We start from the raw sequence: 22761 nt of genomic DNA, 5'->3' as shown, positions 1-22761 counted from the left end.
AGGGTGTCAGGCCTTGATAGCGTCGCCCGCACGACTACGGAAAGCTCCCCGCCGGGGTCGTCGCTCCGCCGGGCCGGGCCGCACCGACAGGGCGGCGAGCAGTGGCCGGTGCGTGTCACGGGGACGCACGTGGCAGGGACAATGAGGGCCTACGCATGAGCCTCCCGCAGTTGCACTACACCTCCGTCACGGCCGGCGGCGGGGAGACCGGCGGCCGCTTCACCGCCGTCGACCCCGGGATACCGGGGCCGGTCCGCGCCGAGGCCGCGCCGCTTCTGTCGTACGAAGCCCCGGCAGGCACTCCCGACCGGCTCTCCGATTCCCAACTCCGGGCCCTGCCGGTAGCGTTCGGGTACGTAGCGCTCTCCGACGGCAGCCACCTGCTCAGCCGTGCGGTCGCCACCGGCCCGGCCGGCTTCCACGCGCACGCCGTACATCTGACACCGGGTACGCCGATGCCCGGCCAGGCCCTCCCGGTGACGGCGTGGGGTGCCGCCGGCTGGCTCTCCGGGACACCGGACCGCACCCCTCCCGACCCTCTGACCTCGCTGTCCACCACGCACGGCCCGTCCCGAGGGCTCACACGGGAGGGGCTCGGCGACTTCGCGGTGTCACGCAGCCCGTGGCTCGCGGCCGTGCTCGCCGACCTGCGCCGGGCGAGCGAGGACCCGTCGGCGCCACCCGTCGTACTCGTGGAGCGGCAGAGCGCCGACGTCGCCAGGTGGATCGCGCTGGCAGCCGCCGCACTGCCCCGGGAGCACGCGGAGCGGCTGACCTTCACCACCTACACCCGGCATCCGGGTCGCACGGCGCACCAGGTCGTCGGCGTCCTGCCGGAGGACGCGCCCGACACCCGCGACCCCCGCTTCCGTGTGCACGTCGCCTCGGGCCCGCGGCCGGCCGGAGCGGTCGGCGACGCCTGGGCGGGGACCGCCGCCAGGATCTGGCGCAGCCGGGCCCCCGAGCTCTTCCGGGACGCGGCGGACCTGCCGGGCGAGCCCTTCGCGGCCGGGCCGCTCGCCGTGACCGCGCTCGGCGCCGGTATCGCACTCGGCTCCAACGAGCGTGCGGCGGCGGCCGACTGGGCGGCCGAGCGGCCGTACGCCCTGGACGAGAAGCGCACCCGGCAGCTGACCGACGCGCTGACCGCGCCCGCCGACGACCGCACTGCCGCGGAGTGCGCGGCCGCGCTACGGCTGCTGACGGCGCTGGACGGCCGCTGCCCCGCCGACGTCACGGCGCCGCTGGCGGCACTGCTGGTGACCGAGGCGGTGCGGGGCGACGACGTGGACCTGGAGCCGCCCGCACGCTCGGCGTTCGAGGAACCCGAGGGACGACGCGCGCTCGCCGCACTGGTCGAGGAGCTCGGCGACGAACTGCTGGCCGAGCTCTCCTCCGGAGTACCCCGTGGTGTCGCGCGGACCGTACAACTGCTGCGGCTCGTGCGGCTGCTCGGCCTGGACGTCGCCGAGCTGCTCCCCGACGCCGTACGCCGACTGGCCCGCGCGCTGCTCGACGATCCCGGGGCGGAGGCGTGTCCGGCTCTGCTGGAGCTGCTGGACGAGCAGTTCGACGTGCGTACGGCCCTGCTGGGCGAACTGGACCGGCTCGGGCCCGACCATCCGGCGGACACGGAGTCGCTGCTGACCCGGGTCTCGTTGCCGTTCACCGGGACGCAGGCACTGCCCCATCTGCGGATGTGCGCCGAGGCACCGGCCGCCAGGGCCCGGGGCACCGAGCGGGTGGCGGTCCTGCACACGGTGCTGCGCGCCGCAGGCATGTCCCCGTTCGCCGAGCCCCTGGTGCTGCGGACCGCGGTCGGCCTGGTGTGGGGCGAGGAGACCCCTACGGCGGGCGAGGCCAGGGCGCTGCTCGACGAGACCACGTCCGACGCCCACAGAACGGCCGGCACCTGGACGCGCCTGGTCGACGCCGCGCTCGGGGCCCCCGCACACGACGAGGACGCCGCCGAACTCGCGCACGACCTGCTGCGGGGGTTCCCGCAGGAGATCAGCACCCGGGTGCGCGCCTGCCTGATGCTGCTGGACTTCGCGCGCACCATGCGCTCGGGATCGGCGGAGCCCGGCTGGGCGGACCACGCCCGAATGCTGCGCAGCCGTGCCGAACCGGTGGAGCCCCTGGCCCTGGAACACGCCTACGGAGCCCTGGCCGGCCGGCTGCTCGCCCCGCAGCGGCCCGACGCGGAGCTGTACGCGTTCGTGCACAGCGGGGACGAGGACCTGATCGCGGCGTACGGCAGGGCCGCCCGCCGCGACGAGGTCCGGGCCCTCCTGGAGGCCGATCCGGCGTACGCGGCGGACTGCTTCGCGGTGTGGAACGCCCATCCGCACGCGGGTGAGGCCTGGACGGGAACGCGGGCCGCCCTGCTCGACGACGTACTGCGTCCCGCCGTCCGCGCCCTGTCGCCCGAGGGACTGGCCGCGGTGGAACAGGCGGTGGAACGCGAGGGAAGCAGCCGCACCCTCGACGCCTTCCGCGCCTGGAACCGTCCGCCCCGCACCCTGGGGCGCCTCGGCAAGCGGATCGCGGGCCGGGTGCGCCGGGGGTGACGGACCGGGCGTCCGCCCGCCAGGGGCAACGGCCAGGCGCGGCGCCCGGTGCGCGTGTCCGCCCGCGCCCGTGGGGCGGGTACCGTTGGCGGTTCTGATCTCGTGTGCCTCCTGGCGGGCTGCGTGACACCCCGGGAGGAGACAGCATGACGACGAACCGCGGACGCAAGGACGTGATCCGGGACCGGATGGCCGCGACCGGCGAGTCGTACAACGTCGCCGCGCGCAACCTGAAGGCGATGAAGGACATGGGCGCGACCCGTGACGCCCTTCTCGTCCAGCGCTGGCAGCCCGCAGATTCGCTGGACGTGCCCTGCCCGTGCGGCGGCACGTGCGAGCCGGGCGAGACCTGCGACCGCTGCCACGCCCGCCATCGGCACGTGAAGCGTTATCCGGGCAGCGTCACCGACGTGGAGGCCTGGGCGGACCGGTACGAGTGCATGGGCTGCTCGTCCTCGTACACGCTGACCGTCCACCTGGCCGGGCGCCCGTGGGGCGTCGCGGAGACCGTGGTGCAGGGCGGGGCGGCCGAGGAGATCGTGCGGGCCAGGGTGTTCCCCGGCGTCGCGCACCCGCTGCTCCGGGCGGAGGCGGCTGCGGAGTCCAGGTCCCCCGAGGAGGACTAGAGGGCTGGAGGCCGGCCGGTCCTCGTGCGTCATCGGGAGGGCGGACGCCTCACCCAGCGGCAACCGGCGGAAAGTGGCGTGGCTCACAGTAAATACCTGACCGATCGGCCAGAACTGACCGATCGGCCAGCTACGGTGTCGGCATGCCACGCCCGCCTTCCCCCATGCGCCGCCAGATCCTCGACTCCGCACTGCACCTCTTCGCCGAGCACGGCTTCAAAGGGGCCTCGCTGCACGACATCGCGGTCGAGGCGCGCTGCTCCAAGGCGTCCCTGCTCTACCACTTCGCAGGCAAGGACGCGATCCTCACGGAACTGCTGACCCCTCCGGCCGAGAGCCTGTCGGCCATGAGGGACGAACTGGCGACGCTGGAGGGCGACCAGGCAGTGCGGTCGGCCGTGGCCGTCTACGTAGGTCTGGCGATGCGGTTCCGCCAGGAAGTGAAGATCATCTTCGCCGAGCTGCCCGACATGCTCGGTCACCCGGTCCTGGCCGTCATCCCCCGGGCGGTCGACGAACTCGCGGACGCCCTGGCCGGGCGTTCGCGGGAACCGCGTGCCCGTGTGGCGGCACAGATGGTGATCGGCGGCGTGGCAGTCACGGTCGCCGGCGACGTGGATGTCCCCACGGAAACGATGCGCGCCGAATTGGTGCGGGGAGCCCTGAGAGTCCTCGGGCATCCCGTCAGCTGACAGAAGTCGTCCAGTCCGAAGAGAAAGACGCCTCTCTCGCATGGCAATCCTGCTCTACCGGCTCGGCCGGTCCTCCTTCCGCCGCCGAGGACGTGTCCTCGCGCTCTGGCTCCTGCTGCTCGCACTGCTCGGAGGAGGAGCGGCGGCCTTCAGCGGGCCCACCACCAGCAAGTTCTCGATTCCGGGCACCGAGTCCCAGAAGGCCCTGGACGAACTCTCCCGGGAGTTCCCGCAGGCGGGCGGCGCGACCGGGACCATAGTCGTGGCCGCACCCGGGGGCGGCAAGCTGACGAAGGCGGCCGTGGCTCCCGTGACCGGGGAGGCCGCGAAGGTTCCCGGCGTGGTTGCCGCCGTGGACCCGTTCGTGTCCAGGGCCGTCTCGCCGGACGGCCGCTACGCGCTGATCCAGGTGCAGTTCAAGTCCGGTGTCGACGGCATCACCGACGCCCAGCGCGAGGCCTTCTCGAAGGCGGGCGCGTCCGTGGCGGATCTGCGCGTCGAACACGGCGGCGAGATCATGCGGGGCGTCCCCGAAGTCGGTTCGACCGAGATCATCGGTGTCGGGGTCGCCGCGCTCGTGCTGGTCCTGACCTTCGGCTCCCTGGTGGCGGCGGGGATGACCCTGCTGAACGCCCTGGTCGGCGTGGCGGCCGGTATGGCGGGGCTGTTCGCCCTCAGCAGCACCGTCGAGCTGACGAGCACCGCGCCGATCCTGGCGCTCATGCTGGGCCTGGCCGTCGGCATCGACTACGCCCTGTTCATCACCTCCCGGTACCGCACCTACCTCTCGGAGGGCATGGACGGCGAGGAGGCGGCCGGCCGGGCCGCCGGGACGGCCGGTTCGGCCGTGGTCTTCGCCGGGGCGACCGTCGTCATCGCGCTGGCCGGGCTCGCCGTCGCCGGCGTGCCCTTCCTGACGGTGATGGGCCTGGCGGCGGCGGCCACGGTAGCCCTCGCGGTGCTGGTGTCCCTCACACTCCTTCCGGCCGTCCTCGGCTTCGCGGGGCCGCGTGTCCTGCCGCGCAAGCAGCGGACCGGGGACGGGACACCCGCCACGCCTCCCGCGGAGACCGGCACCGGCTTCGGCTTCCGCTGGGGGCGGATCGTGGCCCGGCTGCGCGTCCCCGTCCTCCTGATCGGCGTGATCGGCCTGGGCGCTCTCGCCCTGCCGGTGCAGGACATGCGGCTCGCCCTGCCCGACGCGAGCACCGAGGCCGAGGGCTCACCCAACCGCGAGGCCTACGACCTGACCACCGAGGGTTTCGGGGAGGGCTTCAACGGGCGGCTGGTCGCCGTCGTGTCCGGCGACACCGCGCAGGCGACCGGCGCCGCCGCGAAGGAGACCGCCGCTCTGATCATGGAGACCGACGGCGTACTGGCCGTGGCCCCTCCGCAGCTGAACCAGCAGGGCACCACCGCCCTGCTGGCCGTGATCCCCGAGACCGGCCCCACCGATGCCGCGACGGAGGACACCGTCAACGCGATCCGCGACCGGGTGGAGGGCGTGCGGGGCGCCGCCGTCGCCCTGACGGGCGCGACCGCGGTCGGCATCGACGTGTCGGAGAAGCTCGCCGACGCCCTGCCGGTCTACCTGCTCCTGGTGGTCGGGCTGTCGGTCCTGCTGCTGATGCTGGTCTTCCGCTCGGTCCTGGTGCCCGTCAAGGCGGCGCTGGGCTTCCTGCTGACCATCGGTGCCACGTTCGGCATCACCGTCGCCATCTTCCAGCAGGGCGCTCTCGCAGACCTGGTGGGCCTCGACGTCCCCGGGCCGCTGGTCAGCTTCCTGCCCATCCTGCTGATCGGCATCCTGTTCGGGCTGGCCATGGACTACGAGGTCTTCCTCGTCTCGCGGATGCGGGAGGACTTCGTCCACGGCAGCGACGCCCGCGAGTCGGTCATCAGCGGGGTCGGCCACAACGCACGGGTGGTCACCGCGGCGGCGATCATCATGACCGCCGTCTTCGGCGGATTCGTGCTGATGCACGACCCGGTCATCAAGTCGATCGGCTTCGCCCTGGCCATCGGCGTACTCGTCGACGCCTTCGTGGTCCGCATGACCCTCGTGCCGGCGGTCATGCACCTGCTGGGACGTGCCGCCTGGTGGCTGCCCCGCCCGGTCGACCGGATCCTGCCCGACCTCGACATCGAGGGTGAGCGGCTGCAGCAGGAGATCCCGGTGCGGCGGGAGACCGCGGAGCTCACGAAGGTGTGAGCGGCCGTGCCGCGAAACAGAACGGCGGTCCTGCTGCCCCACGGGTCGCTTACCCGCGCGGCGGGACCGCCTGATCGCACGGCGGTGTGGACGGACCGCCGGTCGCGCATCCGTCTCGCACGACGCCGCCCGCCGGGAGACCTGCTCCCGGCGGGCGGCGTCGTGCGAAGGCCCCGCGGTATGGCGGCGCCGGACCCGGCCCGCGCCCCGGACTCAGGACGACGCGGGCCCGCGCCTCTCAGGCCTCGTCGGGCGCGAGCCTCAGCGAGATCGAGTTGATGCAGTACCGCTGGTCCGTGGGCGTCGGGTAGCCCTCGCCCTCGAAGACGTGCCCGAGGTGTGAACCGCAGCGGGCGCAGCGCACCTCGGTGCGCGCCATGCCGAGACTGCTGTCCTGGAGCAGCTCGACGGCGTCGGTGTCCTTCGGGTCGTAGAAGGACGGCCAGCCGCAGTGCGACTCGAACTTGGTGTCGGAGCGGAACAGCTCCGCGCCGCAGGCACGGCAGGAGTAGACACCCGCCGTCTTCGTATCGGTGTACTCGCCCACGAACGCGGGCTCGGTGCCGGCCTTGCGCAGCACCGCGTACTCGGCGGGGGTCAGGTCCGCCCGCCATTGCTCGTCCGGCTTCTCGACGTCGTACGACACGGTGGCTCCCTCAGCTCGACAGGTGGTCCAGGATCTGCGGGCCGAGGTCGGTGACATCGCCCGCTCCCATGGTGAGAACCAGATCGCCCGGCTTCGCCATTCCCGCGACGGCGGCCGGCACCCCCGCCTTGTCGTGCACGGCCGTGACATCGGCGCCCGCGGTCCTCGCGGCGTCGATGATCAGCTCGCTGGTGATGCCCGGGATCGGGTCCTCGCGAGCCGGGTAGATGTCCAGGACCAGGGACGCGTCGGCGAGGGCGAGGGCCTGGCCCATCTCGGTGCCGAGCTCCCGGGTGCGGGAGAAGAGGTGGGGCTGGAAGACCACCAGGAGGCGTGAGTCCGCGGCCGCGCCGCGCATGGCCTCCAGGTCGGCGGCCATCTCGGTGGGGTGGTGCGCGTAGGAGTCGATGACCTGGACGCCGGCCGCCTCGCCCTTGAGCTGGAGACGGCGCTTGACCCCGGTGTACTTGCCGATGGCGGAGGCCAGGTTGTGCGCCGGGATGCCGAGGGCGACGCCCGCGGCGAGGGCGGCGACCGCGTTGTGGGCGTAGTGACGGCCGGGCACGGAGACGGTGAAGGTGAGGTACTTGCCGTTGAGTACGACCGTGACCTCGCTGGTCAGACCGCGCGGGGTGACCTTGTGCACGCGCACGTCGGCGGTCTCGGACTCGCCGTAGGTGACGACGGTGAGGGAGGACAGTTCGCGGACCCGGCGGGTCAGCTCGACGGCCCCGGGCTGGTCGGCCGCGATGACCAGGGTGCCGCCGGGGACGACCTTGCCCACGAAGGTCTCGAACGACTCGTAGATCTCGTCCATCGACGCGTAGTTCGCGTGGTGGTCGAGCTCCACGTTGAGGACGATCGCCACCTGCGGGTCGTACTTCTGGAAGCTCCGGTCGCTCTCGTCGGCCTCGGCGACGAAGATGTCACCGCCGCCGTGCGTGGCGTTCGTTCCCGGGCCCTCCAGGTCGCCGCCGATGGCGTACGACGGGTCGAGGCCGAGCTCGGTGAGGGCGACGGCGAGCATCGAGGTCGTGGTGGTCTTGCCGTGCGTGCCGGCGACCGCGACGGCGCGCAGCCCCTCCATCAGGGAGGCGAGCGCGTCGGAGCGGTGCACGACGGGGATGTCCAGCTCGGCGGCGCGGACCAGCTCGGGGTTGTCGGCGCGGATGGCGCTGGACACGACGACCGAGGTCGCGTCGTCGGCCAGATGACCGGCGGCGTGCCCGATGTGGACGGTGGCCCCCAGGGCGCGGAGCGCCTCGGCGGTGGCGGACTCCTTGGCGTCGCTGCCCGCCACCTTCGCTCCGCGCTGGGCCAGGATCTTCGCGATGCCCGACATTCCGGCTCCGCCGATGCCGATGAAGTGCGGCCGTTCCAGGGCGGCAGGAATACCGGATGCCATGCGTGTGTCTCCCGAGGTGTGACGTGGATCTGGTGCGCCCCAGCCTATTCGCTGTGCGCGAAGAGCTTGAGCACCGGTACGCCGACCTTGTGACGGGCGCGGGACGCCCAGTCGCGGTGGAAGAACTCCTCGACGTAGTGCGGCGCGGTCAGCACGATGACCTCGTCGGCCCCCGAGTCGTCGACGACCGTCTTGAGCTTGTCCAGGGGGTGGTCCTCGATCACCTGTCCGACCGCCTCGGAGCCCGCCTCGCGCAGTTCCCTGAGCGAGTACTCCAGCGCCATCTCGGCCGGCTCGCGGGCTTCCTTGCCCTCGGGCCGGTCCCCCTCGCGTACGGCCTCCCGGAGCTCACCGATCGCCACGTCGTCGATCGCGCGCAGCAGTACGTCGGCCTGGTCGCTGCGGGGCTGCATCAGGACGACGAACGAGATCCGCTCCTCGCCGTGGAGGGTCGTGACGAACTCCACGTCCTCGGGGGTGAGGGGTTTCTCGATCATCAAAACGCTTGTGAACACGACAGGCGCCCTTCCGCTTCATCTTGTCGGCCGCCGGGACGACCTCTGTTGCTGAAACCATCCTTCCCCGCAATTGCACGGGGTAGCAGGACTAAGTGTGCCCACCCGGAGCTAAGCGGAACGGTAAATTCCGCTAAGTGTCAGATCTTCCCGTACCGGGTGAAGAGGAACCCTGACTCCTCCAGCAGCGAGACAAGGGAGAAACGTTCCGGCACGGCGACGGCGGGTCCGCCGGCGATCCGCTGCGCCTCTCCGGCCGTGAGCAGCGGGGACAGGGTCAGGCAGAGCTCGTCCAGCACCCCGGCCGCGACGAACTGGCCGAGGAGGCGCGGTCCGCCCTCGGTGAGGAGCCGGTTGAGGCCCCGTGCCGCGAGTTCCGCCACCGCGCGGGCCGGATCGACAGCGCCGCCGTCCCCGGCGACGAGCACCTCGGCCCCCGCGTCCCGGGCCGCCCGGATCCGGTCCTGGGGCGCCGCGGCCCCCGTGATCACGAACGTCGGGACCAGGGGCGAGACGAAGAGCGGGAGCGAGAAGTCCAGGTCGAGGCTCGCGCTGACCACGGCGACCGCGGGGGCGGGGCCCTGACCCGCCGCAGCACGCCGGGCGGCGAAGGCCTCGCGGGCCCGGGCGGGCCGGTAACCCTCGAGGCGCACGGTCTCGGCTCCGACGACGACGACGTCGGCGAGCCCCCGCAGGGTGCCGAAGATCCGCATGTCGGCCGGGCACGAGATGCCCTGGGACCGGCCGTCGTGCTGGGCGGCGCCGTCCAGCGTGGACACCATGTTGGCGCGCAGCCAAGGGCGTCCGCCGCCGGGGTACGCGTAGGCGTCCGCCAGCTCGTCGAGCGTCCACTCGTGGTCAGCGGCAGCGGCCGGGGTTGTCGGGTCCGTCACAGGGAGCAGGCGTCGCATGCCCCGCAGTCTGGCACGGCCCTTAAGGTGGAGAGTTGTGTCGTCCTCAACAGCCGTGCCGGGGCAGCGCCCCATAGCCGAAACGGCCCCGCAGTCCCTGTGCGCCCTCGAGCCGCGCGTTCCCGCCGACCGGCTGGTCGCGGAGATGGTGCCGCCGCCGCGCTTCGACTCGGTGCGCTTCGATACGTACGTACCGGACCCGAACCAGCCGAGCCAGACCGAGGCGGTCGGCGTGCTCAGCTCCTTCGCCGCCGGACTCGGCGGGGCGCACGCGACGGGCTCGGGCGGATCGCGAGGCGGGTCCCCCGGAAAGTGGCTGCGGGCGACGGGCGGACTCTTCGGCAAGAAGCAGCCGGCACCCACCGGGCCGCGCGGTGTCTACCTCGACGGCGGGTACGGCGTGGGCAAGACGCACCTGCTGGCCTCGCTCTGGCACGCCACGCCGGCCGACCCCTCCCTCAAGGCCTTCGGCACCTTCGTGGAGCTCACGAACCTGGTCGGCGCGCTGGGCTTCCAGCAGACCGTGCAGACGCTGAGCGGGCACCGACTGCTCTGCATCGACGAATTCGAACTTGACGACCCGGGCGACACCGTCCTGGTGTCCTCGCTGCTCAGCAGGCTCGTCGAGGCGGGCGTCGCACTGGCCGCCACGTCGAACACGCTCCCCGGCAAGCTGGGCGAGGGCCGGTTCGCGGCGGTCGACTTCCTCCGTGAGATCCAGGGGCTCTCCTCGCACTTCAGGCCCCTGCGTATCGACGGCGAGGACTACCGCCACCGCGGGCTGCCCGAGGCACCGCCGCCGTACTCCACCGATCAGGTGACCAGGGCGGCGTACGCGACCGCGGGCGCCTCGCTCGACGACTTCCCGGCTCTGCTCGACCATCTGGCGCGGGTCCACCCGAGCCGCTACGGCGCGCTGACGGACGGGATCTCGGCGGTCTGCCTGACCGATGTGGGCCCGGTGCCCGACCAGTCGACGGCGCTGCGCCTCGTGGTGCTCGCCGACCGGCTGTACGACCGCGAGGTACCGGTGCTCGCGTCCGGTCTCCCCTTCGACCGGCTGTTCAGCGACGAGATGCTGAACGGCGGGTACCGGAAGAAGTACTTCCGCGCCATCTCGCGTCTGACGGCGCTGGCGCGTGACGCGAAGGGGCTGGTGGCGCAGTAGGTTCGGGGGCGAAGGGTGTCAGGCGCCGTCTCCGGACACGCCGTACACCCGTAAGCGCGCACTCCGTTCGAAGGGATCCAGCATGGCTACCACGCGTCAGGCGCACACGGTCTGGGAAGGCAACCTGATCGAGGGCAACGGCGTTGTCACCCTCGACTCCTCGGGGATCGGGGAGTACCCGGTCTCCTGGCCTTCCCGCGCGGAGAAGGCGAACGGCAAGACCAGCCCGGAGGAGCTCATCGCGGCGGCGCACTCCAGCTGCTTCTCGATGGCCCTCTCCAACGGCCTGGCCACGGCGGGCAACCCGCCGACCCGGCTGAACACGCAGGCCGAGGTCACCTTCCAGCCCGGCACCGGCATCACCGGCATCCACCTCACGGTCGAGGGCACGGTTCCCGGACTCGACGAGGCGGGCTTCGTGAAGGCCGCCGAGGACGCCAAGGCGAACTGCCCGGTCAGCCAGGCGCTCACGGGCACCACCATCACGCTCACCGCGTCGCTGGCCTGATCCCACCCGTCCCCGGGGCCTCGTCCGCCCCGGGGACACAAGGGGCACCGTGGTCCGCATGGTTCCCGCGCGCCTCGACGCGTGGTACACACATGCGGGTCACTTCACCTGTCCGCCAACAGGGAGTTGCCTCAATGTCATCCGCACCTCGACGACTCGCGACACGACGACAGGTCCTGGCAGGAAGCGCCGCGACCGCGGCCTCCGTAGCCTTCACCGGGGCCTTCACCGAACTCTTCGCGGGCACCGCAGAAGCCAGGGGCCACAGTGGTTACGGGCCCCTCCTGCCGGACCCCGACGGCCTGCTCGACCTGCCGAAAGGTTTCCGCTACCGCGTGCTCTCCCGGGAGGGCGACCCGCTCCGCTCCGGTGAGGGCCTCGTGCCCAGCAACCATGACGGCATGTCCGCCTTCGCCGGCCGCCACGGGCGGGTCCATCTCGTCCGCAACCACGAGAACCGGGTCACCGGAAAGATCGGCGTACCCACGGTCGAGGGCCTCACCTACGACCCGATGGGCAAGGGCGGCTGTACGTCCATCGAGCTCGACGCGAACGGCGGCGTACGCGGTGAGCGCGTCGCCATCGCCGGTACGGCCGTCAACTGCGCGGGCGGCCCCACCCCTTGGAACACCTGGCTGACCTGCGAGGAGACCGAGGACAGGGCCGGCACCAACGGCTACACGAAGGACCACGGCTTCGTCTTCGAGGTGGACGGCGCCGATCCGCGCCGCACCGGGGCCGTGCCGCTGACCGCGATGGGCCGCTTCCAGCACGAGGCGATCGCCGTCGATCCGGGCAACGGGATCGTGTACGAGACCGAGGACGCGTTCGAGAAGCCGTTCGGGCTCTTCTACCGCTTCCTCCCGAAGAAGCCGCTCGGCGGCACGGGCTCGCTGCGCGCCGGGGGCGCCCTGGAGGCGATGCGGGTGCCCGGCGTGCCCGACCTCTCCGTCGTGCAGGAGACCGGTGCGAGCTTCGACCGGATCGAGTGGGTCCCCGTACCGGACCCGCAGGCGGACGGGACGCCGATCCGGCTGCAGGACTTCGGGCCGAAGGGCATCACCCACGCCCAGAAGCTGGAGGGCTGCTACTGGGGCGGCTCCTCGGTGTACTTCGTCTCCAGCTTCGCGCACAGCGCGGAGGGTTCGGCGGCCGACCACTTCGGCCAGGTGTGGCGGTACGAACCGAAGCGACGCCGGCTCACGCTGGTGGTCGTCTTCGGCCCGGACACCGACATCCAGTTGCCGGGCGAGTCCCCGGACAACATCTGCCTCGCCGCGGGTGGCGGGCTGATGGTCTGCGAGGACGGCGGCGGCGCCCAGCACGTGCTCGGAGTGACGCGGCGCGGCGACGTCTACCCGATGGCGCGCGGGCGGCAGAACATCGGGACGGCCGACGAACCGGAGTGGGGCGAGTTCGCCGGGGTCACGTTCTCGCCGGACGGCGGCACGATGTTCGTGAACTGCTACACGCCGGGCACGACCTTCGCCGTGACGGGCCCCTGGCGCTGACCGGTCACGGCAGGCCCCGGGACTGACGGGTCCGGGCGGCCCCGGCGCTGAACGGGCCGGGGCGCTCGGGCGCCGGCAGGCCGGGACGGGCCCGCTTCCACGGGACGCGGTGATCCGTCCGGGCCGCGACCGGAGCGCCTCGGAATGATCTGATTATCCATCAGATAACTTCGGAATGTGATCAGATCTGTTCGTACGATGACCGCACTGGCTGTCCTGGGCGCGGCGCTCGTCGGCTGCGGGGGCCCTGACGCCACCCGCGCGGGGACGGGCGCGGAACCGGCGGCCTCTCCCCCACGAGCGCAGCGATCCGGCCAGGAGTCCGCCACGGGATCCGCGTCCCCGTCACGGGTCCCGAAGCAGGCCGCGGAGAGCGGGCCCCCCGTGCTCGCCCCCGGCCCCGGCGGCCGCACACCGGTCTTCGAGCGCCGGGCCGACGGCGCTCCGTCCCGGGCCGGGACGGAGAAGGCCGGGGAGACGGACGGAGCGGGCAGGGTTGCCGGGACCGACAAGGTCGTGGCCCTCACGTTCGACGCGGACATGACGGCGGATCAGGGGCCGAGGGCCGCTGCGGGCGAGCACTTCGACAATCCGGGGCTGATCACGTCCCTGCGCCGGCTGGAGGTGCCGTCGACGGTCTTCATGACGGGCAGATGGGCACAGGAGTACGCCGTCCAGGCCCGAGCGATCGGCACGGATCCGCTGTTCGAGATCGCCAACCACTCCTTCAGCCACTACGCCTTCTCCTCCCCGTGCTACGGACTGCCGACCGTGGCGAGGGCGGACATGCGGCGTGAGGTGGAACGGGCCTTCGCCGCGATCCGGGGGACGGGCGCACGCAACGTCGTGCCGTACTTCCGGTTCCCCGGAGGCTGTTACGACGACGCGTCGCTGAAGACCCTGGCCCCGACCGGGGTGACCGCGGTGCAGTGGGACGTGGTCAGCGGCGACGCCTTCGCCACGGACGCCGACGCCGTGGCGGAGCAGGTGCTGGCGGAAGTGCGGCCCGGCTCGCTGGTGGTGATGCACTGCACCCGGAGCGCGGCACCCGTCACCGACGAGGCCGTACGCCGGATCGTCCCGGAGCTGCGCGAGCGGGGCTACCGCTTCGTGAAGGTCTCGGAGCTGATGCGCGGCTCCCGGAGCTGACGCGCCGCCGTGGGGGCCCGGCGTGGGCACCCCCGCACCGGTCAGCCGGAGCACGCGTTACGTTCCGCCTCCTGCCAGGCGCAGACCGGGCAGAGCGTGCGCCCCTTCGCCGACTCCGGGTACTCGGTCGGCTTCCGGCACAGCACGCAGTCGGCGTACGGCGGACCCGCGTCCCCGGGTGCGGGGTCGGGGGCCGGCGCGGGCGTCTCGCAGTACGCATCGTCCATGCGCACGAGGGTACTCACGCGCGGGCAGCGGATCGCGGCTCCGGACCGGACCCGCGCGGCACCCCGGACGCACGGCCCGGCCGGCCGCCACCCAGCGGGATCAGCGGGATCAGTTGGCCGACGGCTTCTCCGGCTTCAGCTCACTGGGCCGCACGATCACGAACCCCTCCCCCTGCAGCATCAGCTGGACCGCCTCGCCGGAGCCGCCGCGCACCATCGAGCCGAAGCTCTGCGAACGGTGCAGCGAGGTGGAGAGCTGCGCGCTCCAGCCGACCACCGCGTCGGTGTCGACGTACACCGGCTGCTGCGCTGTGACGGGTATCACTATGGGAGTGCCGTCGCAGATCAGGCCGAGTTTGCCGTGGCCGCTGAAGACGCTGTTGAAGAGGCCGCCGCCGGTCATTCCGGCGCCCTTCACGGTCTTGATCTCGTACGCGAGGGTGGAGTCGAAGCACAGGACGTTGCGGCCGTTGACGGTCAGGACGTCGCCCTGCTCCATGTCCACGATGAAACAGTTCGCCGCTTCGTGGGCGAACCACGCCTCGCCCCGGCCGGAGACAGCCATGAGCGGCAGGCCCTCGCCGGTGACCGCGCGCTTGAGCATGCCGCCGATGCCCTGGCCCTTGCGCTCGAACTGGAGACTGCCACGAAAGGCGATCATCGATCCCTGACGCGCGTGCAGCTCGCCGTCGACGGCGTACTTGATGGATTTGGCGTTCTGCAGGGTCATGCCGGGGGCGGTGGCCTGCTGCGCCATGTGCTCGCTGGAAAAGAGGTCGCTCTTCATGCCGTGCATCCTCACCCGGAGCCCCGCGTTCCGCCAAGAACGGCTTCCGCGGGACGCCTGGCAGACTGGGTGGGTGAGCAGCGACAGCATTCCCGAGCCCCTTCCCGCGGCGTCCCCGGCCCCCGCCGACAGCCCGTTCCGTACGGAGCCGACACCCCGCGACGAGGCGCCGCAGTTCGTCCTGCCGCTGGTGGTGCACATCGAGAAGACGGATCCCCCGGCGCGCAACGACGCGCTGGTCACCGCCGCCCGCGCGGTGCTCACGCTCCTCTCCGACGTCCGGTCCCTCGGTGAGGACGAGATCGGGAGCGAGGGCGAGGGTGAGTGGGCGCGGGCCGTGCGCGACTGGCAGGACGCCCGGATCCGCAAGGTGGTCCGGCGGGCCCGCGGCGCGGAGTGGCGCAAGGCGTGCGCGCTGCCCGGGATCACGGTCACCGGTGAGCACGCCGAGGTCCGGGTCTTCCCGCCCGTGCCGTTGGACGGCTGGCCCAAGGAGCTGGCCAAGCTCCAGGTGTCGGGCACCGATCTCGACGACCCCGAGCCCCCGGCCGCGCCCGATCCGGCCGGTCCCGTGCTCTGGATGAATCCGGAGGTCGGCATGTCGGCGGGCAAGGCGATGGCGCAGGCCGGGCACGGCGCGCAGCTCGCCTGGTGGGAGCTGTCGGACACGGAGCGCAAGGCCTGGCGCGAGGCGGGCTTCCCGCTCTGTGTCGCGACCCCGGAAGCCGGCCGCTGGCGCGAACTCACCGCGAGCGGGCTCCCGGTGGTGCGCGACGCCGGATTCACCGAGGTCGCCCCGGGCTCCTGCACGGTCGTCGCCGATCATCCGGCGCTGCGCCGCTGACCTGACGTGCCGGGCCGGTTCCACGCGCGACCGGTTCCGGCCCGGCTGAACATCGCCGCGCCCGATTGCGTATCTCCCCGTACCGCCACATCGGCGTACCGCCAAGCAGGTTGCCCGACGAGTCAGTTGGCGGTCGATTCGACGCTGTCACGTACCGGCCCGGGAGAACATCTTGCTGCGACGCATCAACGGAACGGCCCTCATCATCGCCGCGCTGGTCGCCACGCTCGGCGCGCTCGCCTTTCCCGTCTGGTCCTACGCGGACCGCTCCGGGACCGGCGAGGCCAATCTGAACGCGTCCAGCGTCGCCACCCAGTGGGGTCCGCTCTCCGCCACCGACCGGGACTTCCTGGTCAAGGTGCGCCTGGCCGGGCTGTGGGAACTGCCGGCGGGGCAGCAGGCCATCGAGCGCGCGCCGAGCGAGGGCGTGAGGCTGGCCGGCGACCACCTGGTGGTCGGGCACACGGACCTGGACCGGCGGGCCCGCGACGTGGCGGCCAAGCTCGGCGTCGAGCTCCCGAACCAGCCGTCGGAACAGCAGCAGGGCTGGCTCGACGAGCTCACCGCCGCCAGTGGCCAGGAGTACGAGCAGAAGTTCGCCAACCTCCTGCGGGCCGCGCACGGCAAGGTGTTCGCGCTGATCGCCCAGGTCCGGCACACCACACGCAACTCGCTGATCCGCCAGCTGGCCTCGGACGCCAACCAGACCGTGCTCGACCACATCACCATGCTGGAACGCACCGGGTTCGTCGACTTCGACGGTCTGGCGCGCGACGCGGCGGCGGCTTCGACCGCCGGCCCCTCGGGTCCGCCCGTATCGTCGGGCGGCGGCGTCCCCCAGGTCCCGGTACCGGTGACCCCGGGCGCCGACCAGTCCTTCACCTCACGCCCGGTGCCGCCCACCATGGCCCCGCTGCCGCAGCCGTAGGCCCGCGAACGGCCGGCCGAACACATCGCGATCGTGCAACGGCACGACATGCGCGCGTCAGGGAACCTCAAATTCACCTCTGAACGTCCCCCCTTTCGGGTTCACCGCCGCCCGGCGGGGCCATCACCCCTGGACAGAACGGGGAGGGGACACCATGAGGCTGGGAACAGGGATCGGCTGGCGGCCGGAGATAGCGGACGCGGTCGAGGCGCTGCCGGGGATCGACTGGGTCGAGGCGGTCGCGGAGAACATCTGTGCGGGCCACCTCCCCGAGTCCCTCGCGCGCCTCAGGGGGCGAGGGGTCACCGTCGTCCCGCACGGCGTCTCACTGGGCCTCGGCGGGGCAGGCCGACCGGACCCCGGCCGTCTCGCCGACCTGGCCGCGCGGGCCGAACTGCTGGACGCGCCCCTGGTGACCGAGCACATCGCGTTCGTACGGGCCGGAGGACTCCTCACCGCGTCGCAGGTGCTGGAGGCGGGCCACCTGCTGCCCGTGCCGCGGACCTGGGACGCGCTGGAGGTGCTGTGCGAGAACGTGCGGATCGCCCAGGACTCGCTGCCCGTTCCCCTTGCCCTGGAGAACATCGCAGCGCTGATCTCCTGGCCGGACGAGGAGCTGACCGAGGGGCAGTTCCTCGCGGAGCTGGTCGAGCGCACCGGCGTAGGGCTGCTGATCGACGTCGCCAATCTGCACACCAACCACGTCAACCGCGGCGAGGACCCGGCGACCGCCCTCGACGAACTGCCGGTGGAGGCCATCGCGTACGTCCACGTGGCGGGCGGCGTCGAGAAGGACGGGGTCTGGCACGACACCCACGCCCATCCCGTGACCCGCCCGGTCCTGGACGTGCTGAGCGAGCTCCGCTCCCGCGTCGACCCGCCGGGAGTGCTGCTGGAGCGCGACGACGACTTCCCGCCGGCCGCGGAGCTGGCGGGTGAACTGGCCGCGATCCGGGACACCCTGGCCGCGTCGACCGCGGTGCCCGTGCCGACGCGGCAGAGGCCCGTGCGGGCCGCCGAGCCGTCCTCCCGGACTGCCGGGGCCCGCGACCGTACGGCGGTGGCGCAGACCGCGCTGCTCTCGTCCCTGGTGGCCGGGACACCGGCACCGGACGGCTTCGACCACCGGCGGCTCGGGGTGCAGAGCCGTGCCCTGGCGGCGAAGCGCGCCGACGTCGTCGCCAAGGTCGCACCGGAGTTGCCCGAGATCCTCGGCGACGGCTACCGGCAGGCGTTCCTCGCGTACGCCAGGAACCGGCCGATGTCCGCCGGCTACCGCCGTGACGCCCTCGGCTTCGCCGAGCAGTTGCTCGTCTCGGGCCAGCCGGACGACGAGGCGGCCCGACGGAGGCTGACCCGCTGGTGGCAGGAGCGCGCCGCACCGCGCCCACCGCGCCGGGGGACCCGTCTGGTCCGCGCCGCCCGTTCAGCCCTCATCGGAAAGTGACCGCCGTGAACACTCTCGCTCTTCTTGTGACCCTTGTCGTGGCCGTCTCCTCGACACTCCTGGTCGTCGCGACGCGCCACGCCGGTCTGCGGGGCAGCGGCACCGCCGGGTACGTGCACGACCTCTTCGAGGCGGCGTTCCTGAGCGGCGGCCCGGCCAGGGTGGTGGACACCGCCCTCACCCGTCTGCACGCGGACGGGCGGCTGGCCGTCGGTGGGCCCGGCATCGTCGTGGTCCTGCGGGACGAGGCCCGTGACCCGGTGGAACGCGCCGTGCTCCAGGAGTCGGCCGCCGCCCCGAGCGGCGCCCTGCACACCCTGCGGGAGGCCGTGATGAGGCACCCGGCGGTGCAGGAGATCGGCGACGGCCTCGCCGAACGGGGGCTGATGGTCGCACCCGGAGGGAGCCGGACCCGCCGCGTCCGGGCGTTCACCCTGGGTATCGGGTGCATGGTGGGCTTCCCGGTCTCCATCGCCCTGACCATCGCGGAGTACGCCACGCACGACGGGTACACGGATCCTCCGTTCCCCTTCGTCGTGAAGGTGCTTCCGGCCCTCCTGGTCGGCGCCGTGGTCGGTCTGGTCACCGCGTCGGCCGCCAGGGCACGGCTCACCACGGCGGGGCGCGGGGCGGTCGAGAGCTACCGCACGGCCAACGCCCACCTGACCGATCCGGCCCACCTGGTGGCCACCCGGGGGCTGGGCTCGCTCCCCGACCCCGAGCTCCAGGGTCAGCTGGTGGCGGCGGCCCGGCAGCGGCGCACCAGGACCTCCTCGGCGTCGGACCCGGGGACGACGGCGTTCGTGCCGGTGATGTGGTGCGCGGGGGCGGGACCCGGCGGCGGCTGCGGCGGCTCCACCGGCGGGGGCGGCGACTCGGGGACGGGCTCCACGTGCAGCTCGGGATCGAGCTGCGGCGGCAGTAGCGGGTCCAGTTGCGGGGGCGGTGGCGGGTCCAGCTGCGGAGGCGGGTCGAGCTGCGGCGGTGGCGGTGGTTCCAGCTGCGGGGGCGGCGGTTCGTGAACCCCGCGGTCGCGGCGGGCGCCGGCTGCGCCGCTCCGTCACGACGGACATCCCGTCACAACCGGCACACGCCGCAGATGGGTTGGCATGCGTATGGTTTCAGCCACCGGTGACCATTCGTGACCGGGATTCGTCCGAATCGTGAACAACCCGTGGCGCTTCCCCGCAGGTTTCGCATAGAACTCCGTCATGCTCTGGGTATTGCTTCTTCTGGTCGCATGGGGTGCCGCGGCCGTCTCCTGCATCCGGCTGTGCCTCGTCACCGCGGGCGCGGCCCAGCGGCAGCCCTGCGGCCCGCGGGAACACACCCCGCCCGAACTCAACCTGTACGAGACGGCGTTCCTGGCCGGAGGACCGCACCGGGTCGCCGACCTGGCCCTGGTCTCCATGCATCTGCGACGTCGGCTGCTGCTCGCCCACACGGGCTGGGCGACGGTCGTCGACCCGGAGGGGCGGGACGAGGTGGAACGCACGGTGATCCGGGCGATCGGGCCGGGAGGCCAGTCCCGGATAGCTCCGATAAGGGCGTCCGCTGCGGCCGCCGACGCCGTACGCACCCTCGCCGACCGTCTCGTGGCGGCGGGGCTCGCCGTGCCGCACGGCACCCGTACGACCCTGGAGTCGGCGGTGCGGTCCGTCCGGGGCGCCGCCGTACTGGTCGTGGCCCTGGCCGTGACCGCCATGCTGATGCCTGGTCAGGAAGCCGACCAGGCAGGCCTGGTGGCGTCCTGGTTCGGACTGCCGCTGGTGCTGACGCTGGGATGCCTGGCCATCGCCAGGGTGGAGAACCCCCCGTACAGCCCGTGGGCCTCCCCGACCGGGCAGCGGTGGCTGGACTCGCTGCCGGCCCCGGTGCACGGTGCGGACCGCGACCTCCTGGCGGCGGTGGCGGTGCGGGGCGTGGGCGCCGTCCAGGACCCGGCGCTGCGGGCCGCCCTGCTGAGCGGGCCGCGGTCCTGAGACGCGCCGGGGCGAGCGGCGCGGCCCCGGACGACCCGGGCACGACGGAGGGCCGCCCCGGCCGGGGCGGCCCTCCGTCGTGCCGTATCCACGTATGCGGGCCGGGACACATCGGCCGGTGCCGGCGAGGAGCGGCGGTCTGCGGGGAGGAATGGATGACTCCCCCGCGCGCCACGGCGGTTCGCCGGCCTTCGGCCGATGTGCACCCGGCACCGGACCCGGTGATCGCTGGAACGACGGGCGGCGTCACACGCGCCGTTGCCCGCCAACTGATCTTCCGGGTCTGGATGACCGGAAACGCTGGCTATGCGAGTCCGGACACCAAGTCTGCGATGGACTTCCTGCGTCCCGTGTAGAACGGCACCTCTTCACGTACGTGCAGCCGCGCCTCGGACGCACGCAGATGACGCATGAGGTCGACGATGCGGTACAGCTCGTCGGCCTCGAAGGCGAGGACCCACTCGTAGTCGCCCAGCGAGAAGGAGGCCACCGTGTTGGCCCGCACGTCAGGGTAACCGCGGGCCATCTTGCCGTGGTCCGAGAGCATACGGCGACGGTCCTCGTCCGGCAGCAGGTACCAGTCGTAACTGCGCACGAAGGGGTACACGCTGATGTAGTCACGGGCCGTCTCGTCGGCCAGGAAGGCCGGCACGTGCGACTTGTTGAACTCGGCGGGGCGGTGCAGCGCCATGTTCGACCACACCGGGTCGAGTGCGCGGCCCAGCTTCGTGCGCCGGAAGAGGTTGTACGCCTCCTGGAGTTCGTCGGAGGTCTCCGCGTGCCACCAGATCATCAGATCGGCGTCGGCCCGCAGACCGGACACGTCGTAGGTGCCTCGGACCGTGACGTCCTTGGCAGCGAGCTGGTCGAACAGCTCCTGGACCTCGTCGGCGTAACCGGCGCGGTCGACAGGAAGGACGTCCTTCAGCCTGAAGACGGACCACAGCGTGTAGCGGATGACCTCGTTGAGGTCCTTGGCCTTCTTACCCGCGTTCGGAAGCTTTTCTGGCGCACTCATACGGCTATTGTCCCGCCTCGCTCCGGGTGCCCCGAACCCGGGTGGGGATCTCGGCGGTCCCACCCGCGCCCACCCCCGTGAGTTCCTCGGCGATCTCGTCCGCGGCGCGGTGCGCGCTCGCGACGCAGGCCGGGATCCCGACGCCGTCGTACGCCGCGCCGCACACCCGCAGACCGGGCAGCTTCGCGACCTCGTCGCGGATCCGGGCGACCCGGGTGAGGTGGCCCACGGGGTACTGGGGCAGCCCGCCGATCCACCGGGTGACCTCGGTGTCCACGGGCCGGGCCGTCAGTCCGGTCGCGGCGGCGAGGTCGCTCAGGGAGACGTCGACGAGTTCGGAGTCCTCACGGTGCAGGTGCTCCTCCTCGCCGTAGCGTCCGACGGAGGTGCGCAGCACGAAGAGGTCGGGGGCGGCGTCGGCGACCCACCGCCACTTGTTGCTGGAGAAGGTGGCGGCCTTGATCGTCCGCCCGTCGACCGGCGGTACGAGGAATCCGGAACGCCCCCGGAGCGCGTCCGTGCCCTCGGTGTCGGTGCGCCGGAAGGCCATGGTGACCAGGGCCATCGAGGCGTACTCGACGGCGGCCAGTTCGACGGAGGCGGCCGGGCACTCGGCGGCGAGCAGGGTGGACGCGGACCAGGCGGGGGCCGCGAGGACGACGGCGTCGGCGGCGATCACCCGGCGGTCGGTGCGCACGTCCCAGCCGTCAGCGGTCCTGGTCAGGCCGAGCACCGGGGTCTCCGTGAGGATCTCGGCGCCCCCGGCCCGCACGGCGTCGGCGACCGCGCCCGGCAGGGTACCGACGCCGCCCTCGATGCCCTGGAAGACCGGTCCTGTCTGCTGCCGGGCCGCCGCCCTCTCCTGGATGCGGCGTACGCCGTCGAGGAGCGGGCCGCCCTCCTTCACGGCCTCGAAGAGCTGCGGCACGGCGGCGCGCATGGAGATCCGGTACGCGTCTCCCGCGTAGACCCCTCCGAGCAGCGGCTCCACGAGCCGGTCCACGACCTCGCGGCCGAGCCGGTCGGCGACGTAAGCACCGACCGCGACGTCGTCGCCGACGGCCGTCGGCGTGAGGTCCCGCTCCTCCGCGATCCTGGCCAGCCCCTCGGGCGACAGCAGTGCGCCGAGGGCTGCCGGGTCGCCGGGCACGCCCATCACGTGCCCCTTGGGCATGGGCCGCAGGGCGTCGCGGGTCCAGACCGACGCGGTGGCGGTGGCGGGTGGCTGGAGGCGGTCGCCGAGTCCGGCGTCGGTGGCCAGCCGGGTCGCCTCGGGGCGGCGCGCGAGCATCGACTCGGCTCCGAGGTCGACCCGGGTGCCCGCGACCTCGCCGGTCATCAGCTTGCCGCCGAGCCGCTGGGTCGCCTCCAGGACGGTGACCCTGAGACCTGAGCCCAGCAGCCGGTGGGCGGCGGCGAGTCCGGCGATGCCGCCGCCGATGACGACGGCGTGGCCCGTGCCTGTGGTGTCGCGCTGAGGGGAACGCTGCATGGGTCCACTCTCTCAAACCCGCGCCGAGTCCTGAACGTGACCGCTTCGAAACCGCGGGCGGGCAACCCGCACACGGCCCCCGTACGTCGAACCAGCACCATCGACACGCGCCCTGGGGGGACG

The 22761-nt window shown here is 72.6% G+C and carries 21 protein-coding genes; 13 read left to right on the top strand and 8 right to left on the bottom strand.

The genetic code is table 11. The annotated features are described in order from the left end of the window. Positions 1 to 155 precede the first annotated feature (155 nt). The 4 genes from AB0I83_RS00455 (at position 156) to AB0I83_RS00440 (ending at position 6100) form a co-directional block, all read left to right on the top strand. Entirely contained in the window at positions 156 to 2570 is a 2415-nt protein-coding gene (locus tag AB0I83_RS00455) for a GTPase-associated protein 1-related protein (RefSeq protein WP_363303044.1), read from the top strand. Positions 2571 to 2716: 146 nt separating this feature from the next. Then, positions 2717 to 3196, top strand: a complete 480-nt coding sequence (locus tag AB0I83_RS00450) for a hypothetical protein (protein ID WP_356842340.1) — start codon at positions 2717 to 2719, stop codon at positions 3194 to 3196. Between the two features lie 143 nt (positions 3197 to 3339). Next, positions 3340 to 3888, top strand: a complete 549-nt coding sequence (locus AB0I83_RS00445; protein WP_356534396.1) for a TetR/AcrR family transcriptional regulator — start codon at positions 3340 to 3342, stop codon at positions 3886 to 3888. A gap of 40 nt (positions 3889 to 3928) precedes the next feature. Beyond that, positions 3929 to 6100 (top strand): MMPL family transporter, encoded by a 2172-nt coding sequence (locus AB0I83_RS00440; RefSeq protein ID WP_363303043.1) that lies wholly within the window; start codon positions 3929 to 3931, stop codon positions 6098 to 6100. Positions 6101 to 6338: 238 nt separating this feature from the next. On the opposite strand, the gene msrB is transcribed toward AB0I83_RS00440, so the two are convergent. From msrB to AB0I83_RS00420, 4 genes are all read right to left on the bottom strand, one after another. Beyond that, complete coding sequence (gene msrB / locus AB0I83_RS00435; protein ID WP_363303042.1) at positions 6339 to 6746, bottom strand: peptide-methionine (R)-S-oxide reductase MsrB; 408 nt, start codon at positions 6744 to 6746, stop codon at positions 6339 to 6341. Positions 6747 to 6756: 10 nt separating this feature from the next. After that, complete coding sequence (gene murC, locus AB0I83_RS00430; RefSeq protein ID WP_363303041.1) at positions 6757 to 8151, bottom strand: UDP-N-acetylmuramate--L-alanine ligase; 1395 nt, start codon at positions 8149 to 8151, stop codon at positions 6757 to 6759. Positions 8152 to 8195: 44 nt separating this feature from the next. Then, positions 8196 to 8648 (bottom strand): indole-3-glycerol phosphate synthase, encoded by a 453-nt coding sequence (locus AB0I83_RS00425; protein WP_356534403.1) that lies wholly within the window; start codon positions 8646 to 8648, stop codon positions 8196 to 8198. Between the two features lie 158 nt (positions 8649 to 8806). After that, positions 8807 to 9577 carry a pyrimidine reductase family protein gene (locus tag AB0I83_RS00420; protein ID WP_356534404.1) on the bottom strand — a complete coding sequence of 257 codons (771 nt, stop codon included), beginning with the start codon at positions 9575 to 9577 and terminating at the stop codon, positions 8807 to 8809. Positions 9578 to 9614: 37 nt separating this feature from the next. On the opposite strand from AB0I83_RS00420, the gene zapE reads away from it, so the two are divergent. The 4 genes from zapE (at position 9615) to AB0I83_RS00400 (ending at position 13913) form a co-directional block, all read left to right on the top strand. Continuing rightward, positions 9615 to 10745, top strand: a complete 1131-nt coding sequence (gene zapE / locus AB0I83_RS00415) for a cell division protein ZapE (protein ID WP_356534406.1) — start codon at positions 9615 to 9617, stop codon at positions 10743 to 10745. A gap of 82 nt (positions 10746 to 10827) precedes the next feature. Further along, positions 10828 to 11253: an OsmC family protein gene (locus AB0I83_RS00410; RefSeq protein WP_356534407.1), complete on the top strand. Its 426-nt coding sequence runs from the start codon at positions 10828 to 10830 to the stop codon at positions 11251 to 11253. Between the two features lie 134 nt (positions 11254 to 11387). Continuing rightward, entirely contained in the window at positions 11388 to 12764 is a 1377-nt protein-coding gene (locus AB0I83_RS00405) for an alkaline phosphatase PhoX (RefSeq protein ID WP_356534409.1), read from the top strand. A gap of 198 nt (positions 12765 to 12962) precedes the next feature. Beyond that, positions 12963 to 13913, top strand: coding sequence for a polysaccharide deacetylase family protein (locus AB0I83_RS00400; RefSeq protein WP_363303040.1), 951 nt, complete (start codon positions 12963 to 12965; stop codon positions 13911 to 13913). A gap of 41 nt (positions 13914 to 13954) precedes the next feature. Here the strand turns inward: AB0I83_RS00400 and AB0I83_RS00395 are convergent, their stop codons facing one another. Together AB0I83_RS00395 and AB0I83_RS00390 are read right to left on the bottom strand one after the other, a co-directional pair. Further along, a complete protein-coding gene (locus tag AB0I83_RS00395) occupies positions 13955 to 14140 on the bottom strand; it encodes a hypothetical protein (RefSeq protein WP_356534412.1) in 186 nt (61 codons plus the stop codon). Between the two features lie 109 nt (positions 14141 to 14249). Beyond that, positions 14250 to 14927, bottom strand: a complete 678-nt coding sequence (locus AB0I83_RS00390) for an AIM24 family protein (protein ID WP_356534414.1) — start codon at positions 14925 to 14927, stop codon at positions 14250 to 14252. A gap of 73 nt (positions 14928 to 15000) precedes the next feature. Here AB0I83_RS00390 and AB0I83_RS00385 point away from each other — a divergent pair, with 73 nt between their 5' ends. From AB0I83_RS00385 to AB0I83_RS00365, 5 genes are all read left to right on the top strand, one after another. Beyond that, positions 15001 to 15771, top strand: a complete 771-nt coding sequence (locus AB0I83_RS00385; RefSeq protein ID WP_356842328.1) for a peptidyl-tRNA hydrolase — start codon at positions 15001 to 15003, stop codon at positions 15769 to 15771. 175 nt (positions 15772 to 15946) lie between these two features. Continuing rightward, the gene (locus AB0I83_RS00380) at positions 15947 to 16699 is read left to right on the top strand and encodes a DUF4142 domain-containing protein (RefSeq protein WP_363303427.1); all 753 of its coding nucleotides are present in this window, start codon (positions 15947 to 15949) and stop codon (positions 16697 to 16699) included. A 154-nt stretch (positions 16700 to 16853) separates the two neighbouring features. Beyond that, entirely contained in the window at positions 16854 to 18146 is a 1293-nt protein-coding gene (locus AB0I83_RS00375) for a DUF692 domain-containing protein (RefSeq protein WP_363303038.1), read from the top strand. A gap of 5 nt (positions 18147 to 18151) precedes the next feature. Then, positions 18152 to 19168 carry a TIGR04222 domain-containing membrane protein gene (locus AB0I83_RS00370; protein WP_363303037.1) on the top strand — a complete coding sequence of 339 codons (1017 nt, stop codon included), beginning with the start codon at positions 18152 to 18154 and terminating at the stop codon, positions 19166 to 19168. Between the two features lie 189 nt (positions 19169 to 19357). Further along, the gene (locus tag AB0I83_RS00365; RefSeq protein WP_363303036.1) at positions 19358 to 20128 is read left to right on the top strand and encodes a TIGR04222 domain-containing membrane protein; all 771 of its coding nucleotides are present in this window, start codon (positions 19358 to 19360) and stop codon (positions 20126 to 20128) included. Between the two features lie 304 nt (positions 20129 to 20432). On the opposite strand, the gene hemQ is transcribed toward AB0I83_RS00365, so the two are convergent. Together hemQ and hemG are read right to left on the bottom strand one after the other, a co-directional pair. Beyond that, positions 20433 to 21146 carry a hydrogen peroxide-dependent heme synthase gene (gene hemQ, locus AB0I83_RS00360; protein ID WP_356534422.1) on the bottom strand — a complete coding sequence of 238 codons (714 nt, stop codon included), beginning with the start codon at positions 21144 to 21146 and terminating at the stop codon, positions 20433 to 20435. A gap of 4 nt (positions 21147 to 21150) precedes the next feature. Continuing rightward, on the bottom strand, positions 21151 to 22638 hold the full coding sequence (hemG, locus tag AB0I83_RS00355; protein WP_363303035.1) for a protoporphyrinogen oxidase: 1488 nt from the start codon (positions 22636 to 22638) through the stop codon (positions 21151 to 21153). Positions 22639 to 22761 lie beyond the last annotated feature (123 nt).

The sequence above is a fragment of the Streptomyces sp. NPDC049970 genome, from assembly GCF_040660235.1.
Taxonomy (GTDB): domain Bacteria; phylum Actinomycetota; class Actinomycetes; order Streptomycetales; family Streptomycetaceae; genus Streptomyces.
Note: the sequence above shows the minus strand (reverse complement) of the source record. Positions and strands in the feature narration are given on the sequence as shown.

What these genes read in the sequence shown, in the direction of transcription:
- AB0I83_RS00455 (WP_363303044.1), top strand. Translation starts at nt 156, where the DNA reads ATGAGCCTCCCGCAGTTGCACTACACCTCCGTCACGGCCGGCGGCGGG.
- AB0I83_RS00450 (WP_356842340.1), top strand. Translation starts at nt 2,717, where the DNA reads ATGACGACGAACCGCGGACGCAAGGACGTGATCCGGGACCGGATGGCC.
- AB0I83_RS00445 (WP_356534396.1), top strand. Translation starts at nt 3,340, where the DNA reads ATGCCACGCCCGCCTTCCCCCATGCGCCGCCAGATCCTCGACTCCGCA.
- AB0I83_RS00440 (WP_363303043.1), top strand. Translation starts at nt 3,929, where the DNA reads ATGGCAATCCTGCTCTACCGGCTCGGCCGGTCCTCCTTCCGCCGCCGA.
- murC (WP_363303041.1), bottom strand. Translation starts at nt 8,151, where the DNA reads ATGGCATCCGGTATTCCTGCCGCCCTGGAACGGCCGCACTTCATCGGC.
- AB0I83_RS00425 (WP_356534403.1), bottom strand. Translation starts at nt 8,648, where the DNA reads ATGATCGAGAAACCCCTCACCCCCGAGGACGTGGAGTTCGTCACGACC.
- AB0I83_RS00420 (WP_356534404.1), bottom strand. Translation starts at nt 9,577, where the DNA reads ATGCGACGCCTGCTCCCTGTGACGGACCCGACAACCCCGGCCGCTGCC.
- AB0I83_RS00410 (WP_356534407.1), top strand. Translation starts at nt 10,828, where the DNA reads ATGGCTACCACGCGTCAGGCGCACACGGTCTGGGAAGGCAACCTGATC.
- AB0I83_RS00405 (WP_356534409.1), top strand. Translation starts at nt 11,388, where the DNA reads ATGTCATCCGCACCTCGACGACTCGCGACACGACGACAGGTCCTGGCA.
- AB0I83_RS00400 (WP_363303040.1), top strand. Translation starts at nt 12,963, where the DNA reads ATGACCGCACTGGCTGTCCTGGGCGCGGCGCTCGTCGGCTGCGGGGGC.
- AB0I83_RS00395 (WP_356534412.1), bottom strand. Translation starts at nt 14,140, where the DNA reads ATGGACGATGCGTACTGCGAGACGCCCGCGCCGGCCCCCGACCCCGCA.
- AB0I83_RS00390 (WP_356534414.1), bottom strand. Translation starts at nt 14,927, where the DNA reads ATGAAGAGCGACCTCTTTTCCAGCGAGCACATGGCGCAGCAGGCCACC.
- AB0I83_RS00375 (WP_363303038.1), top strand. Translation starts at nt 16,854, where the DNA reads ATGAGGCTGGGAACAGGGATCGGCTGGCGGCCGGAGATAGCGGACGCG.
- AB0I83_RS00365 (WP_363303036.1), top strand. Translation starts at nt 19,358, where the DNA reads ATGCTCTGGGTATTGCTTCTTCTGGTCGCATGGGGTGCCGCGGCCGTC.
- hemQ (WP_356534422.1), bottom strand. Translation starts at nt 21,146, where the DNA reads ATGAGTGCGCCAGAAAAGCTTCCGAACGCGGGTAAGAAGGCCAAGGAC.
- hemG (WP_363303035.1), bottom strand. Translation starts at nt 22,638, where the DNA reads ATGCAGCGTTCCCCTCAGCGCGACACCACAGGCACGGGCCACGCCGTC.